This is a genomic window from uncultured Acetatifactor sp. (assembly GCF_948601915.1).
Classification (GTDB): Bacteria; Bacillota; Clostridia; order Lachnospirales; family Lachnospiraceae; genus Acetatifactor.
Map to the genome: position 1 here is coordinate 17,613 of NZ_CAPDXS010000024.1, position 15,501 is coordinate 33,113.

Annotated in this window: 12 protein-coding genes; 9 read left to right on the plus strand and 3 right to left on the minus strand. The window is 61.8% G+C overall.

From position 1 onward, the window contains the following. Positions 1–50 precede the first annotated feature (50 nt). From alr to vanG, 3 genes are all read right to left on the minus strand, one after another. Entirely contained in the window at positions 51–2,690 is a 2,640-nt protein-coding gene (alr, locus tag Q2B33_RS05990; RefSeq protein WP_300782937.1) for an alanine racemase, read from the minus strand. Between the two features lie 4 nt (positions 2,691–2,694). Further along, positions 2,695–3,447 (minus strand): D-alanyl-D-alanine carboxypeptidase family protein, encoded by a 753-nt coding sequence (locus Q2B33_RS05995; protein ID WP_300782934.1) that lies wholly within the window; start codon positions 3,445–3,447, stop codon positions 2,695–2,697. 76 nt (positions 3,448–3,523) lie between these two features. Continuing rightward, on the minus strand, positions 3,524–4,582 hold the full coding sequence (gene vanG / locus Q2B33_RS06000) for a D-alanine--D-serine ligase VanG (protein WP_300769209.1): 1,059 nt from the start codon (positions 4,580–4,582) through the stop codon (positions 3,524–3,526). A gap of 255 nt (positions 4,583–4,837) precedes the next feature. Here vanG and Q2B33_RS06005 point away from each other — a divergent pair, with 255 nt between their 5' ends. The 9 genes from Q2B33_RS06005 (at position 4,838) to Q2B33_RS06045 (ending at position 15,466) form a co-directional block, all read left to right on the plus strand. Further along, positions 4,838–6,319, plus strand: a complete 1,482-nt coding sequence (locus Q2B33_RS06005) for a cell wall metabolism sensor histidine kinase WalK (protein ID WP_300782931.1) — start codon at positions 4,838–4,840, stop codon at positions 6,317–6,319. Positions 6,320–6,492: 173 nt separating this feature from the next. Next, complete coding sequence (locus tag Q2B33_RS06010) at positions 6,493–7,185, plus strand: response regulator transcription factor (RefSeq protein ID WP_296465786.1); 693 nt, start codon at positions 6,493–6,495, stop codon at positions 7,183–7,185. 149 nt (positions 7,186–7,334) lie between these two features. Beyond that, positions 7,335–9,404: an RsmF rRNA methyltransferase first C-terminal domain-containing protein gene (locus Q2B33_RS06015; protein ID WP_300792000.1), complete on the plus strand. Its 2,070-nt coding sequence runs from the start codon at positions 7,335–7,337 to the stop codon at positions 9,402–9,404. A 274-nt stretch (positions 9,405–9,678) separates the two neighbouring features. Further along, positions 9,679–10,482, plus strand: a complete 804-nt coding sequence (locus Q2B33_RS06020; protein ID WP_300782925.1) for an RluA family pseudouridine synthase — start codon at positions 9,679–9,681, stop codon at positions 10,480–10,482. A gap of 121 nt (positions 10,483–10,603) precedes the next feature. Then, entirely contained in the window at positions 10,604–11,647 is a 1,044-nt protein-coding gene (locus Q2B33_RS06025) for an AI-2E family transporter (RefSeq protein ID WP_300782923.1), read from the plus strand. A 77-nt stretch (positions 11,648–11,724) separates the two neighbouring features. Next, positions 11,725–12,477, plus strand: a complete 753-nt coding sequence (locus Q2B33_RS06030; protein WP_300769205.1) for an RNA polymerase sigma factor — start codon at positions 11,725–11,727, stop codon at positions 12,475–12,477. A 48-nt stretch (positions 12,478–12,525) separates the two neighbouring features. Beyond that, positions 12,526–13,317, plus strand: a complete 792-nt coding sequence (locus Q2B33_RS06035; protein WP_300782920.1) for a hypothetical protein — start codon at positions 12,526–12,528, stop codon at positions 13,315–13,317. Then, complete coding sequence (locus Q2B33_RS06040) at positions 13,305–14,171, plus strand: ABC transporter ATP-binding protein (protein ID WP_300782917.1); 867 nt, start codon at positions 13,305–13,307, stop codon at positions 14,169–14,171. The genes Q2B33_RS06035 and Q2B33_RS06040 overlap by 13 nt, the downstream gene beginning before the upstream one ends. 173 nt (positions 14,172–14,344) lie before the next feature. Beyond that, positions 14,345–15,466, plus strand: a complete 1,122-nt coding sequence (locus Q2B33_RS06045) for a hypothetical protein (protein ID WP_300782911.1) — start codon at positions 14,345–14,347, stop codon at positions 15,464–15,466. Positions 15,467–15,501 lie beyond the last annotated feature (35 nt).

A 15,501-nucleotide genomic window follows, 5' to 3' on the forward strand; every position in this document is an offset into this window, starting at 1 on the left:
GAAGGCCGGGGCTTTTCTGTCGGTGGTTTTGGGGCGGGAGCCGCGCCGTGCTATACGGTCACCCGGTCCAGGCGGGCTCCCAGGCGGCTCAGGATTTCGTTGGTGATGGTGCCGCACTGCTCGGCTATCTGGCCTGCCGTGATCTCCTCCCCCCGGTCGGTACCGATGATTACGGCCGTGTCTCCGGGCTGGATCCGGGGAATCCCACTGACGTCCACGATGGTCTGGTCCATACAGATCCTGCCGATGATGGGGGCCCTGTGGCCGCCGATCAGGACGCTGCCCTTGCCGTGGGAAAGCTCCCTGGGCAGGCCGTCCGCGTAGCCGATGGAGACGGCGGCGATCCGCATGTCCTCTTCGGCAGTAAAGGCGATGCCATAGCCTGCGCCCTCACCGGCATAGAGGGGCCTCACGGAGACCACCTTTGCCTTCAGGGACAGGACGGGCTTCAGGATGCCTTTCCAGGGGCCTGTGTCTGCCTCAGTGCTCATGACCCCGTAGAGGGCGATGCCCGGGCGGACATAGTCTGCCGCCAGCTTCAGCTCTGCCGAGGCGATCCGCCGCTCCGCAAAGCGCCTGGACTGCTCCTCCCGCAGGCCGCTGCGGCCCTGGAGGAGGGTCAGGAGGCCATAGCTGGCCAGCAGGTGGAGGCTGGGGCAGGGACAGCCCGCCTCCTTCAGATAGTCCACCACCTGATAGAAGGCCCTGACCTGGGCCTCGGTGAAGGCCCTGTGCTCCGGCAGGGGCGAATCGGAGGCGCACAGGTGGGTGAAGAGCCCGTCGATGACGATGTGGGGCAGGTCATATACGGCCCGGATATCATCGATTTCCTCACAGCGTATGCCCAGGCGGTGCATGCCGGTATCGATGCCGATATGGACATGGATGTCCGCTTCCGCCTGGCTCAGCAGGCAGGCGTACGGGTAGTCTATGACAGTCTGGATCAGCTGATATTGGGCCAGCAGGGGAAAGTCCTCGGGGGGCGTATAGCCCAGTATGAGGATTTCGCCCCGGATGTCCGCCTCCCGCAGCTCTATGGCCTCGCCGATGCCGGCCACGCAGAACGCGTCCACGCCCAGAGCGTTCAGCTCTCTGGAGATCAGGACGGCCCCATGGCCATACCCCTGGGCCTTGACGGCGGGCATCAGACGGCAGCCCTGGGGAAGCCGGGCGCGCAGCGTGTCCACATTGTGGGCCAGCGCCCGGGTGTCCACCTCGATCCAGGCCCGGGAGGCGGGGGCAGCCCTGTGCAGGGGATCTGCCGCCTCTCTGTACCCGGCATGGCTCTCGGATTGCTCCTCCGGGAAATCCTCCTCTGTGGTATAGCCGTCTGCTTCCATATGCGCCGCAGCGTCCTCCTCCGGGCCGTCCGTCAGGGGAATCCCGTCACTGAGACCGGACTCCTCCATATAGGCCTCCCCATAGGCTTCCTCCGCCTCCTGAGAGTAATCGTAATTAAACTCATCTTCGCGCGCCATATCGAATTCTCCTTCCGCCATATCTCCCATATTGTCCCAATCGCTGTCCCAATCGTCCTCCGCGCTCTCCTCCGTCCATGCGCCGTCGGAAGCCTCAGGCTGCTTTCTGTTCTGTCCGCGGGCTGCTCCGCGGGCCACAGGGCCCGTTTCCCCGGCGGACTGGCGGCGGGCTTTTAACATGCTCTGGAGCCAGACCATGGCGAAGGCTGCGGCCACGGACAGGAAAGACACCGCCAGGTAATGGACGAGGCTGTTGTCCACCAGCAGCCCCGTCAGGCGCAGGGGCTTCGCGATGCCTCTGACCACCACGATGAAGGCCGGGTGCAGCACGTAGATCCAGGTGGAGGCTGTCCGGAAGGCCCTGTCGGATTTCACCGGGATGCACAGCAGGAACCGGTACAGGAATAACATGACAGGAACCAGCAGCAGGTACATGCTGTCGTGGCGCTGGAACTGGAAATGCCGCAGCAGGAACGCCTCCCCGGTCATCAGGGCAAAGGACAGGGCGAAGAGGGAGCAGAGGAACAGCCGCTTTTCGGAGAGGGCCCTGCCGCCCTGGCCCTGGGCCGCCCCTGCCATCCAGGCTCCCAGCACCAGGAACAGGGGCGCGAGGAACAGCCCGTTCCGGGTGTAGGAGGAAATCTGGAACAGGAACCCGTAGAAGGCCTCCAGCGCGGGCACCTTCTCCACCAGCCCGTAATAGCTGTCGCCCAACAGGCCGATCGCATACAGCACGGCGGATACGGCCGTCATGGCCCCCAGGCTCAGGAACCTGCTCAGCAGGTACACCAGCGCCACTCCCATGATGCATGCCGGGAAGTACCACAGATGGTAAAAGGTGCCGTCAAAGAAGAGCATGCGCAGCAAGACGCCGACAGATATGTCTTCGTAATGCCCTGCATAGATGCCCACCGGCAGGTACAGGATGATGCAGAACAGATAGAGCATGGAAGTCTTGGCAAGAAATTTTCGGAACCGCACCATGCTTTTCGTGGAGGGCGCAGCCTTGCCCGACGGCAGGAAGCCCGCCACCACGAAATGCCCTGTCACCATGAAGAAGAAAGGCACGGCGATCCGCGCCAGCACCCTGGTGAGAAAAAAATCCGCCCCTTCATGGAATGTGGCCAGGGGCGAGGTATGGATAGCGATGACTGCCAGGGCGGCAATGATCCGAAATCTGTCCAGCCAGCCGTAATTGGGTTTCGTCCGCATCTGTCTACCTCCATTCTGTCAAAATAAAGCCGTCCGCATTGTTGCCGGACAGAGACCAGGACGCCTCTTCCGGCAGCTGTAGGGTAACCGGCTCCGGCCCTGCTTCGATATAGGAGATGCGGGCCTTCCGCCCGTCATCCGCCGTGAAGCCCAGGCCCTCTCCTCTGTAAGGATACTGTCTCAGATAATCTATGTATTCCTCCAGGGCCATATTCCGGCTCTGTATAATCGCGGCATGGGGCGTTCCCACATAGCGGAAGTGCCAGGGCTCATGGCCGATGCCGGTAATGCCTTCCTTCCCCTCCGGGTAGCGCAGGATGAAGCCGTGGCCCGCGGCGCCCCTGCGGAAGTCCCCGCAGGGACCGGTATAGGGGAAGTCCGGGCGGATGAAGTCGATCTGCTCCCGCTTTGCCCCCAGGTCGATGGCCAGGCCGGTCTGGTGCTCGCTGTGCCCCGGCAGGGCCACATAGGTGCGGGTGAACTCCGGGCCGTTCTCCCGGAGGCTGCCGTCCCAGATTTCCTGCTGCTCCCTCCGGGAGCGCCAGGCGCTGACAAAGGCGATATGCCGCCAGCCGTCTATCTCGTCCATCAGGCGTGCCAGCGCTTGGGCGGCGGGGCGCCTGAGCAGGACGGCGGGGGCGGATTCCGCCACAGGGGCCAGGTCCGCCGCCGCGCTTTCATGGAGGGCATGGGACTGATTCACCAGAATCAGGTCGCCCCTGTGTATGTCGTCGTAAGTCAAGGACAAGGTCTTCATATAACTCCCTTTGCAAATCGGTTCCGTGAAAGGACGCCGCGGTAGGCCTGCAGCCGCCCGGAATCCGTGTCTAGCGCTACGCCCGGGCCGCGTCCAGGCCCAGCTCCAGGATCCGGGAGATCACTTCCCGGAAAGGAATCCCGGCGGCCTTCATCATGCCGGGATAGCGGCTGTGCTCCGTGAAGCCGGGGATGGTATTCACCTCGTTGAAGACGACCTCGCCTTCCGGCGTCAGGAACATGTCCACCCTTGCGAAGCCCGCGCAGCCCAGGGCCCTGTAGATGCGCTTGGCGGTCTCCTTGATTTCCGCGGCCTTGGCCGGGTCTATCCTGGCGGGTACGTGGATGGCGGAGGTCTTCAGGGTGTATTTTTCCGTAAAATCGAAGAAGCCGCCGGAGAGCTCGATTTCGTCCACCTCGCCGGTGATCAGGTCCCTGTTGCCCAGCACGGCGCAGCCCACCTCGAAGCCGGGGATGTTCTCCTCCAGGAGCACCTGGCTGTCATAGCGGAAGGCCAGGGCCACCGCCGGGGCAAGCTGCTCCCTGCCGGAGACCTTGGTGACGCCGTAGGAGGAGCCTGCCTTCACGGGCTTCACATAGACGGGATAGCCGATTTTCTCCGCGAAGCGCTCCATCTCCTCCGCGGTGGTATCCGGATCCATCACCAGGTGCATGGGCACCCGCACGCCCTCCAGGCTCACCAGCCTGTGGGCCCTGTCCTTGTCCATCCCCAGGGCGGAGGACAAAGTGCCGCAGCCCGCGATGGGGATGCCGGAGAGCTCCAGCAGGCCCTGCAGGGTGCCGTCCTCGCCGTTGCCGCCGTGGAGCACCGGGAAGGCGATGTCCAGGGGCACGCGGGATACGCCCTCCTTCCCCAGCAATAGCAGGCAGTTCTCGCCGCGGTTGGGGGAGAGGACCGCGGGGGTGCAGTCCGCGGGGTTCTGCCAGGAGTCGTCCAGCAGCCTGTCCACGGGGCCCGCGTAATGGAACCATTCTCCCTTCTGGGAGATGCCGATCAGCACGGGCTCGTACTTTTCTCTGTCCAGGTTCAGGATCACCCCGGAAGCCGAGGACAGGGAGACGCTGTACTCCGGGGAGCAGCCCCCGAAGAAGATGCCTACATTTATCTTTTTCATCATAATGACCATCCTTTTCTTTGATTCTATGTTTTTGACCGTACAAGAAATATCCTACAACTAAAGGGCGGAAAAGTAAATAGCGGGAAGATTAAGATTTTTTTAATGATATTATTTTTCTTATTTTACACTTTCCTGAGAAAAATATGATATAGTAGTGCTGATAAGTTGTAAACGGCACGGAGAAGACTGTCCGGGTGGGGCAGCATTCCGGGCCTGTACCGGTTTGGCGTAACGGGCAGAAGGGAGCTGGCGATGAAATTCAGGACGCGGCTGCGGGTCACATTCATAATCATCATAGTCCTGCCGTTGATCCTGACGGCGCTGGCGTTCTGTGGGATCGGGCTGTACCTGATGAATGCCCAGAAGGGATTCCCCATCGTGCGGCTGGACTATACCACCATGACGGAGAACATGCGCCAGGTGGCGGACGCCACGGACAGCGTGTTCTTCGAGCTGAAGGAGCAGATAGAGTCGGATCCGGCCAGGCTGGCGGACATGGAATATCTGGACATGGTGAGCGCAAGGATTCCCCAAAAGACCACATACATCATCGTGAGGAAAGAGGACAGCATCTACTACGCGGGAAATCCTGAGGCGGCCGCGGCGATCTTCCAGAGTCTGCCGGGCTTCGGGGAGCGGGGCACCATAGAGAGCGCGGGCATCTATTACGATGAGATGGACAAATTCGTAAAGCAGTTGGACTTTATTTTCCCGGACGGCGGCAGGGGGAGCGCCTTCGTGGTCACCAAGGTGAATTCCCTGATTTCCAAAAAGCTGCTGGTGGACATGTTCATCGCGATCTTCCTGATCCTGATCTTTACCAGCGTGGTGCTGACCAGGTGGATCCGCAGGGGGGTGTTCAATCCCATAGGCGAGCTGAACGTGGCCATGCGCAAGATCAAGGAGGGGAACTTCGACTATTGCCTCCAGACGGACGCCAAGGGGGAGATCGGCGATCTGTACCGCAATTATGAGGACATGCGCCTTAGGCTGAAGGAGACCACCGAGGAGAACCGGGCCAGCGAGAAGCAGAACAGGGAGCTGGTCAGCAATATCTCCCATGACCTGAAGACCCCGATCACGGCCATCAAGGGGTACGTGGAGGGCATCATGGACGGTGTGGCGGTGACGCCGGAGAAGATGGACAAATACATTAAGACCATCTATAACAAGGCCAACGACATGGAGCGGCTGATCAATGAGCTGACCTATTACTCGGGGATAGATAACAACAGGATTCCGTATAATTTTCATCGGATAAATGTAGCGGATTATTTCGGGGACTGCGTGGAGGAGGTGGGGCTGGACCTGGAGCAGAGGAGCATCGAGCTGAACTATTCCAACCTGGTGCAGCCGGACACGGTGGTCATCGCGGATCCGGAGCAGATGAAGAAGGTCATCAACAATATCATCAGCAACAGCGTGAAATACATGGATAAGCCCCGGGGGACGATCGACATCCGGATCCTGGACGAGACGGAGTCCATCCGGATTGAGATCGAGGACAACGGCAAGGGCATCGCCCAGAAGGACCTGCCGAAGATATTCGAGCGGTTCTACCGCACGGACGCTTCCCGGAACTCGGCCCAGGGGGGCAGCGGCATCGGCCTGTCCATCGTGCGGAAGATTATCGAGGACCACGGCGGCTATATCTGGGCCACCGGCAGGGAGGGCGAGGGCACCTGCATCCATTTCGTGCTGCGCAAGTATATCGAGCTGCAGGACGACAAATAGAGCGGCATGGCCTGTGGGCGGAAGCGGCCTGCACGGGACAGGGGGCCGGAGAAACCGTCGGGCGGGGGACATGCGGGCAGCGGCCTTCATGGAAAGAGGACATGATATAGTCAATAAATGATTGCAAAAACGACATAAGGAATATAAGAAGCGTAAGAAAGGGCGGGCGGAGTATGAGCAGGATATTGATTGTAGAGGATGAGGTGGCGATTGCGGATCTGGAGAAGGATTATCTGGAGCTGAGCGATTTCCAGGTGGACATCTGCAACAGCGGGGACGAGGGGCTGGACATGGCCCTGAAGGGGGATTACAATCTTGTAATCCTGGACCTGATGCTGCCGGGCATGGACGGCTTCGAGGTGTGCCGCAAGATCAGGGAGGAGAAGAACATCCCCATCCTGATGGTATCGGCCAAGAAGGACGACATCGACAAGATCAGGGGGCTGGGCCTGGGGGCGGACGATTATATGACCAAGCCCTTCAGCCCCAGCGAATTAGTGGCCAGGGTAAAGGCCCATATGGCCCGGTACGAGCGGCTGGTGGGCACCAACCAGAAGCCTCAGAACGACATCGTGGAGATCCGGGGCATCCGCATCGACAAGACGGCGCGCCGTGTGTATGTAAACGGCGAGGAGAGGACGTTCACCACCAAGGAGTTCGACCTGCTGACCTTCCTGGCGGAGAATCCCAACCATGTGTACACCAAGGAGGAGCTGTTCCGGGAGATCTGGGACATGGATTCCATCGGCGACATCGCTACTGTCACGGTGCATATCAAGAAGATTCGGGAGAAGATTGAGAAGGATACGGCGAAGCCCCAGTATATCGAGACGATTTGGGGGGTGGGGTATCGTTTCAAGGTGTGAAGATACGGTTTCTGTATGGTTTGGGCGGCTGCGCCGATGTGCCCGGAGACAGGAGGGATTCAGGGTTCCGGGCATATACGGAGAGAGGGCCGCGATGCTATGACCGGATTTTGCGGAGGACATGCCGGTATGACGGACGAGGAGGGGATATGCTGCCGAGGGCTTTTTTGGAGAGGATGCAGGAGATGCTGGGGGAGGAATATGCGGCTTTTCTGGAAAGCTATGGGAGGGAGCATGTTCAGGGCCTGCGGCTGAATCCCGGGAAAATCGGGGCGGACGGGCGCAGCGCGGCGGAGATGTATGGCATTCGGCCGGATGGGCGCAGTGCGGCGGAGGTGGCATGTAGTGGAGCGGCCGGGCAGTGTGCGGCGGAGGTAGCAGGTAGTGAATTGGCTGGGCAGTGCGCAGTGGAGGTGGCAGGCGATGCAGCGGCCGGGCAGTGTGCAGCAGAGATAGTAGGCAATGGAGTGGCTGGGCAGTGCGCAGTGGAGGTGGCAGGCGATGCAGCGGCCGGGCAGTGTGTTGCGGAGTCTGCAGTTAATGTAGCGGCTGGACAGTGTGCCGCGGAGGCAGCAGGCGCTGGGGCGGCTTGCCGGGATGCCGGATTCGCCCGTCTGTCCCGGGTTCCCTGGGCGGAGGACGGCTATTACTATGAAGCGCCGGACCAGCCCGGGAAGCATCCCTTCCATGAGGCCGGGGTCTACTACATCCAGGAGCCCAGCGCCATGGCCCCCGTGGGGCTGATGGATGTGCGGCCCGGGGAGCGCATCCTGGACCTGTGCGCGGCCCCGGGCGGGAAGAGCGTCCAGATAGCCGGGAAGCTGGGCGGCAGCGGCCTGCTGGTCTGCAACGAAATCCACCCGGCCAGGGCGAAGATTCTGTCGGAGAACATAGAGCGGATGGGCATCGGGAACGCCTGCGTGCTGAACGAGACGCCGGAGCGCCTGGCGGAGGCCTTTCCGGGGTATTTCGATCGTGTACTGGTGGACGCGCCCTGCTCCGGGGAGGGGATGTTCCGCAAGAGCGAGGCAGCCAGAGAGGAGTGGAGCCCGGAGAACGTAAGGCTGTGCGCGGAGCGCCAGGACGGCATCCTGGACTGCGCCGCCGGGATGCTGCGCTCCGGCGGGCGGCTGGTGTATTCCACCTGCACCTTTGCCCCTGAGGAGGACGAGGGGAGCGTCTCCAGGTTCCTTAGGCGGCATGGGGAATTCCGGATACTGCCCGCGGAGAAGGAGCGGCTGGGGCTGGAAGGCTGTGACGGGATGCCGGATGTCCTGGAGGAAGCCCTGGAGCAGCGGGATTGCCATGGGCTGGCCGGCAGTCCGGAAGCCGTGGACCGTGGGTCCGGCCTGGAGAATGCCCTGCGGCTGTGGCCCCACCGGATACGGGGGGAGGGGCATTTTGCGGCTGTGCTTGAGAAAGATGGGGCTGCCCGTGAAAATTATCGCAATACAGAATATAATTATACTACAAAAAGTATAACGGAGGGTATGGCAAAAGGGACTGCAAAAGGAGCGGGCACAAGCCTGCCGGAGGAGTTCCTGCGCTTCTGCGCCGAGAATCTGCGGTTGCCGGAGTCCCCTTTGAGTCGGGACCCGGCATCGGTTTTGGCAGAGGCGGGGGAGAGGGCTGGCCTGAGCGCCGGAGGACAGGCACCGGAGAGTAAGACGCAGCCGCCGGAGAATAAGGCGCAGCCGCCGGAGAGTAAGACACAACCGCCGCAGCCGGGGAGAGCGGCCGGAGAGAAGCCGCCGACCGCCGCAAAAAGGATGGCGAAGGGGAAAGCCGGAGCCGGGACAAGGACGGCAGTGGATCCGGGAGCCGAAGAGGTGCTGCCGGGGCTGGGAAGGGCCGCCGGGTTCACGGGCGCTGTCAGGTGCATGCGATTCGGGGACAATCTCTACCTGATCCCGGCGGACATGCCCTCATTCAGGGGGCTGAAGGTGCTGCGGCCCGGCCTGCACCTGGGAGAGGTGAAGAAGAACAGGTTCGAGCCCTCCCATGCACTGGCCCTGGCCCTGCGTCCGGCATGTGCGGCCCACGTCTGGAACCTGGATTCCGACGGGCCGGAGATTGCCGGGTATTTGGGGGGCCAGACCTTCCCGGCGGAAGGGGAGAAGGGCTGGTATCTGATATGCGCGGACGGCTTCGGCACAGGCTGGGGGAAGCTGGCCGGGGGCATTATGAAGAACCATTACCCAAGAGGCCTGCGCAGGTGAGCGCTCGGGCCGTATAAGTATAGCGGGGAAACGCGGCTTCCCGCATCCGGCGGGCTGCATGTGGGCCGTATCCGGGGACAGGCTGTCAGGTTTCCACGCAACGGATGATGCAGATAGCGGCCCGGTTCGGTTGCGGAGCGGCCATGGCAGCGGGAATAGCCGCATACAGGCACGGAATTCCCCGTGCAGCCGCGTTTGCGCTTCACCGGCGGTGACTGTTGCATGGGAATCTTTTTGCCGTATGTATACAAACGAAATGAAGGATGCAGTGGATATGCTGAGTCGAATCCTGTATGAAGACAAAGATATAATCGTGGCGTACAAGCCCGCCGGGCTTGCGGTGCAGACTGCCAGGCTGGGACAGCAGGACATGGTCAGTGAGCTGAAGAACCGCAGGGAAAAGGGCGGCAATAGTGCGGCTGCCGGGCGCGGCGAGCCCTACTTGGGACTTATCCACCGCCTGGACCAGCCCGTGGAGGGGATTCTGGCATTCGCCAGGACCAGAGCCGCCGCGGCCTCCCTCACCGGACAGCTCCGGGCCCAGGGAGACGAAGGGGGCTTTTGCAAGCACTATTACGCCGTGCTCTGCGGCGTGCCGGATTGCCGGGAAGGGCGGCTGGAAGACTATCTGTACAAACAGGCGTTGAAGAACGGAAAACATACGGATTACAGGGCGGTGATTGTAAATCCGGATACCGCGTCAGCGGAATCCGCCCTGGGGGAAGCCGCGAAGGCCCGGCGCGCAGTCCTGGAGTACCGCATCCTGGAGCCGAATAAGGAGCAGGGGCTTGCGCTGGCGGATATCCGTATCCGCACAGGCCGCTTCCACCAGATCCGGGCCCAGATGGCCCACGCGGGCCTGCCTCTTTTGGGCGACCTGAAATACGGCAGCCCGGAGGCGAGGGCGTTGGCCGCAGCCTGCGGTGTCCGGAACGTGGCCCTCTGCGCCTATAGTCTGGGCTTCGTCCATCCCGTGTCCGGGGAGAAGATGGATTTCCGGATCAAGCCGGAGAACCCCGCTTTTTCCTCTTTTCACCTTACAGAAAAGTCCGTCGCCAGACCGACATGGAATCAGTAAGGTGCCATAGGCACTTTTTTACAGTTATGATTTTCCCGAAAGCTACCATACTAATACGAGAAGCCGGTTGGGGGCGCAGGCATGGCGCGCTCCAGGTTCGCGGAAAGGCATGGTGGTCGGTATGGCAGAGAAAATCAAAGAAAACAGATTCGTAGTACTGCTCCTGCTCACAGGGGCAGTTTATTTTTTCCTGAAGGTCATCACGCCGCTGACCGCGCCTGTGCTGACGGCCATGCTCTTCGTGACCATCTTCGGGCCCCTGCTCCAGAAGATGCAGAGGAAGCTGAAAATCCACAGGCAGATAGGGACATTGCTCCTGCTGCTCCTGGCCTGCGGGATCCTGGGCGTATTGCTGTGGATCCTGCTCTCCTGGATCATCGGAAGCCTCCCGGGCCTGGTGGAGGGCCTGGATTCCCTGGAGGCGGAGCTGTCCGGCTTTGTCCATGACACCTGCGGCGTGGTGGGGAGGGCCCTGGGGATAGACAATCTGTACCTGGAACAGCTCCTTCTGGCCAGAATCCAGGACGCAATCGACTATTTCCAGCTACAGTTCCTGCCGGGGATGCTCTCCCAGTCCCTGGCTTATGTGAAGATGTTCGCCTCCGTGGGGGGCTTCCTGGTGACATTCCTGATAGCGGCGGTGCTGCTGGCCAAGGATTATGACGACATCATGAACCGGCTGCTGGAGCGGGAGGAATGCTATGTGTTCCTGGAAATCGTCTGCGGCATCATACGGTACATCGCCACCTTCGTGAAGGCCCAGCTTATCATCATGAGCATCATCGGGGCGGCGGCCGCGGCGGCACTGGGCATCAGCGGGATACGGAACGGTATCCTCTGGGGGCTGCTGGCGGGATTTCTGGACGCGCTGCCCTTCATCGGCACGGGGGTGGTGCTGGTGCCCCTTTCCATACAGCAGTTCATCGGCGGAAGCTATGTCAGGGGGGCGGTGTGCCTGCTGGTGTACGTGGCTTGCATCTTCATCCGGGAGCTGCTGGAGCCCAGGCTGATCGGAAAGAAGATCGGGGTGTCCCCCATCGCGATCCTGCTGTCCATCTACGCGGGAATCAAGCTCTTCGGCATGTGGGGCATCATCGGCGGCCCTCTGGGCTTCATCATCATCTACCAGGCTTTCATGAGCCTAGAGCGGCGCAGGGATTTCTGATTTTTTTCTCTTTTTTTTAAAACCTTTTCCGGGCGGGGGAGGTTATATATAGTGAAAAGGGATACAAAGGAGCCATCGTGGACGAGCGTCAGTGGATTCATGCCATTCAGAAGGGGGATAAGAGATACCTTGAAGATATCGCGGAGAAGTATTATGATGATATCTTCCGTTTCTGCGCCTTTCAGACGGGCAGCAGGGAGGAGGCTTACGACCTGGCCCAGGAGACCTTCCTGCGGTTCATCCGGTATGTGGAGAGCTATCGTGACAGGAACCTGAAAGGATATCTGCTGACCATCGCCATGAACGTGTGCAGGGACTATCTGCGGAAAAGGGGCGTGGAGGAAAGGATGACTCTGGGGCAGACGGACTGGGAGCGCACGGCGGACTGCGGCGGGCCGGAGGCAGGGCGGCCGCGCGGCGGCAGAGCAGCGGAAGCATGTACGGGGCAGGAGAAGAGCCGTGGCGGAGCGGAAGCGGGGATGGGCTGCGGGCAGGGCCACGGTGCGGGGCAGGGAGGCATCTGCCGGGATTCGGATGAGGCGCAGAGGAGGGAACGGGCCGGACAGAAGGGCGTATCGCCGGAGCCGCCGGCAGATTCCGATCCGGAACAGAGAGCGGTGGATGCGGACGTCCACCAAAGGCTGATGGAGGCTTTGGCGAAGCTGCCCCCGATGCAGAGGGAGGCCATCCTGCTGCACTATCTATACGATATGAAGTACCGGGAAATCGGGCGGCTGACGGAGGCTTCGGTGTCCACTGTGAAGTCCCGGGTCAGGCAGGGGATGGACAGGCTGAAGGGGCTGCTGCGCAGGGAGGATTTTCTGGATTGAAGGGGTACGTAGAGGGCAGGGGGACTGTGCCGGTAAAAGGAGAGTGCTATGGGCGATAGAAGGAAGACAGGAAGAAAGCGGGATGACGGGGGCCTTTTTATCAAGGCGGCATCCCTGGCCTCGGGGGAGGCGGGGCGGTCGCAGGCCCTGGCGGGAATACGACAGGCCGTGCAGGAAAAAACCATATACAGGCATCCGTCCCCCCGGGAGCTGCTCCTGGTGGAGCTGCGGTACATCTCCCCGGGGTTCTGGATCCTGCAGGGGAGCCTAGTGGCGCTTCTGGCGGCGCTCCTTGAGAAGACGGCGCTGGACGGGGGGGCGCTTCCCGATTATCTGCGCTGGATATCCGTGCTGGCGGCGTGGATGGGGGTGCTGGGCTGCAGCAGCCTGGGGCGGCACTTCTCCAGGGGGATGGCGGAGCTGGAGCAGAGCTGCTATTTCAACCTTCCCCAGCTTTGGACGATCCGCATGGCGCTGTCGGGGGCTGTGGACATACTGGCGCTGGTGCTTGGCAGCGGCCGGATCGCCGAGCGGACGAACCTGCCCCTTGCGCAGGTATGCGTGTATGTGCTGGTGCCCTTCGTACTCTCCAATGTGGCCGTGCTGCTGCTCTTCACGGCCCTGCGGGGCGGGCGGGGGCGCTACGGGCTGCTGGTGACGGCCCTGGCGGCGGGCCTGCTGGCGGCAGTCCCGGGCCTGGCGTCCGGCGGGGAGGCTTACGGGACAGCAAGGCTGTGGGCATGGACGGCGGCGCTGTTTGCGGGGACCGGGCTATATCTGTGGCAGCTTAAGGTGATGTACGGGAAAATCAGAAGAGGTGAGACGATATGCTGGAACTGACCCTGGAGGGCGTGACGAAAAAATATGGGAGCAAGGTGGCTGTAAACGGAATTTCGTGCACCATGAACCGCGGGATATACGGGCTTCTGGGGGCCAACGGCTCCGGCAAGACCACCCTGCTGCGGATGATCTGCGGCATCCTGGAGGCCACGGAGGGCACCGTGCGCTACGGGGGCAGCGCCATCGGGAAGCTGGGGGCGGACTACAGAAGGGTCCTGGGCTATCTGCCCCAGGATTTCGGGTATTATCCGGAGTTCACCGCCAGGCGGTTTTTGCTGTACCTGGCGGCGCTGAAGGCTATCCCGAAAAATGAGGCGGAGCGGAAGGTGGAGGAGCTGCTGGAGATGGTGGAGCTTTCCGCGGTCCGGGGGAAGAAGATCAAGACCTTCTCCGGGGGGATGATCCGGCGGCTGGGAATCGCCCAGGCCCTTTTGAACGACCCGGAGATTCTGGTCCTGGATGAGCCCACGGCGGGGCTGGATCCAAAGGAGCGCATCCGTTTCCGAAATATCGTCGGTTCCCTGTCGAAGGAGCGCATCATCATCCTGTCCACCCACATCGTGTCGGACGTGGAGTACATAGCGGACGAGATTCTCCTGATGAAGGGGGGAGAGCTGCTGGCCATGGGGGACATCGGGCGGATGCTGGAGCGGGCCAGGGGCAGGGTGTGGGAATGCGTGGTAGGCCCGGAGGAGACGGAGCGATATCAGGCCTACTTCAACGTCAGCAGCCTGCGCAACACCCAGAAAGGCGTGAGGCTGCGCATCGTCTCCGACACCTGCCCCATGGAGGGCGCCCGGCCCGCGGATCCGGATCTGGAGGATGTGTATCTGTATCACTTCCGGGAGCAGTGAGGGGGACGGCGGCTGGGGGGCAGGGCATGGGAAAAAGCGTGCTGGCCCTGGCCAGGGGAAGGAACTGGGGCAGAGCATGGAAAAGCGTAGGCTGGCCCGGCCCTGGGGAGGAACGGCAGAGTATGGAATAGTGCAGGACGGGAGAGCCTGGGGAGCCGGGAAGGAGGACAGGGATGTTTAGGACAGAAATATACCGGATATTGTCCAGGAAAGTGGGAGTGGCCGCCATGCTGGCGGGCCTGCTGCTGTTGCTGTACATGGCCATGGGCATTACGGTGTGGGGAGAGGGACTGATCGATGAGGGAAGGATATATTACGGGGCCCGGGCCATCGCCAGGGATAAGGAGATCGCCGCCGAATTCGCAGGCCCTCTCACAGAGGACACCGTCAGGGCAATCTGGGAAAAATACGGCCCTCCGGTGAACTGCGCCATGCGCAGCACCACCATGGAAAGCCTCCGGGCTGCGGCGGCATCGGGGGGAAATGACAACTACTGCAACCGTTTCGTGGCAGAGCATTTCGGCACCCAGGTGCAGGGAGAGGACGGGCGGATCACCTATGTGCTGGCGGAGGGCTGGAACGAGAGCGCCTGCCTGGACGGGACGTATATCTTCGGGTACGCGGGCACCGGGACTTACTGGGACAGGTTCCTGATGGCCTATGTGCTGGCCCATATCTCGATCATCGTGCTGCTGAGCCCTGTGTTCTCCGAGGATTACGCCTACCGCACGGCGGACATCATACTGCCCACGGTGAACGGCCGCTTCATCCTCTGGAGGCGCCGCATGGCCGTGGGCTGCGCCCTGGCATCGGCCTGCTACCTGCTGGCGGGCGGCAGCATCTTCCTCCAGCACATCGCCTGTTACGGCACGGAGGGCTTTGTGGTCAGCAGCAGGATTGCCGGGATGCCCATGTTCTTCGGGAAGGATTACCTGCCCATGGGCACAGCCCTCCGGGAGCTGTATCTGTGCGGCTGGCTCTCCGCCCTGGCAGTGGCGGTGCTGACCTGCTCCGTGTCCGCCCTGTGCAGGCAGTCCTTTTCCTCGCTGGTCAGGTCCCTCCTGGTATACATAGGCCCCTATGCGTTCCTGCGGCTGGTATTGGACGCGCTGCCCGTGGGAAGGGTCAATGCCCTGCTGCACTATCTCTGCTACAGCGCCCCCATTTCCTACCCGGGCACCTTCTCGGAGGCCCCGGGGAACGCCAGGCTGCTGCTCACCGCCATGGCGCTGGCCGTGCCGCTGTCGGCGGCTGCGCTGGGGGCATACCGGTACTGCAACCATCAGGTGAGGTGAACCGCCGCCGGGAACAAGGCGGATATGGGCCGTGT

What these genes read in the sequence shown, in the direction of transcription:
- alr (WP_300782937.1), bottom strand. Translation starts at nt 2,690, where the DNA reads ATGCGGACGAAACCCAATTACGGCTGGCTGGACAGATTTCGGATCATT.
- Q2B33_RS05995 (WP_300782934.1), bottom strand. Translation starts at nt 3,447, where the DNA reads ATGAAGACCTTGTCCTTGACTTACGACGACATACACAGGGGCGACCTG.
- vanG (WP_300769209.1), bottom strand. Translation starts at nt 4,582, where the DNA reads ATGAAAAAGATAAATGTAGGCATCTTCTTCGGGGGCTGCTCCCCGGAG.
- Q2B33_RS06005 (WP_300782931.1), top strand. Translation starts at nt 4,838, where the DNA reads ATGAAATTCAGGACGCGGCTGCGGGTCACATTCATAATCATCATAGTC.
- Q2B33_RS06010 (WP_296465786.1), top strand. Translation starts at nt 6,493, where the DNA reads ATGAGCAGGATATTGATTGTAGAGGATGAGGTGGCGATTGCGGATCTG.
- Q2B33_RS06015 (WP_300792000.1), top strand. Translation starts at nt 7,335, where the DNA reads ATGCTGCCGAGGGCTTTTTTGGAGAGGATGCAGGAGATGCTGGGGGAG.
- Q2B33_RS06020 (WP_300782925.1), top strand. Translation starts at nt 9,679, where the DNA reads ATGCTGAGTCGAATCCTGTATGAAGACAAAGATATAATCGTGGCGTAC.
- Q2B33_RS06025 (WP_300782923.1), top strand. Translation starts at nt 10,604, where the DNA reads ATGGCAGAGAAAATCAAAGAAAACAGATTCGTAGTACTGCTCCTGCTC.
- Q2B33_RS06035 (WP_300782920.1), top strand. Translation starts at nt 12,526, where the DNA reads ATGGGCGATAGAAGGAAGACAGGAAGAAAGCGGGATGACGGGGGCCTT.
- Q2B33_RS06040 (WP_300782917.1), top strand. Translation starts at nt 13,305, where the DNA reads ATGCTGGAACTGACCCTGGAGGGCGTGACGAAAAAATATGGGAGCAAG.
- Q2B33_RS06045 (WP_300782911.1), top strand. Translation starts at nt 14,345, where the DNA reads ATGTTTAGGACAGAAATATACCGGATATTGTCCAGGAAAGTGGGAGTG.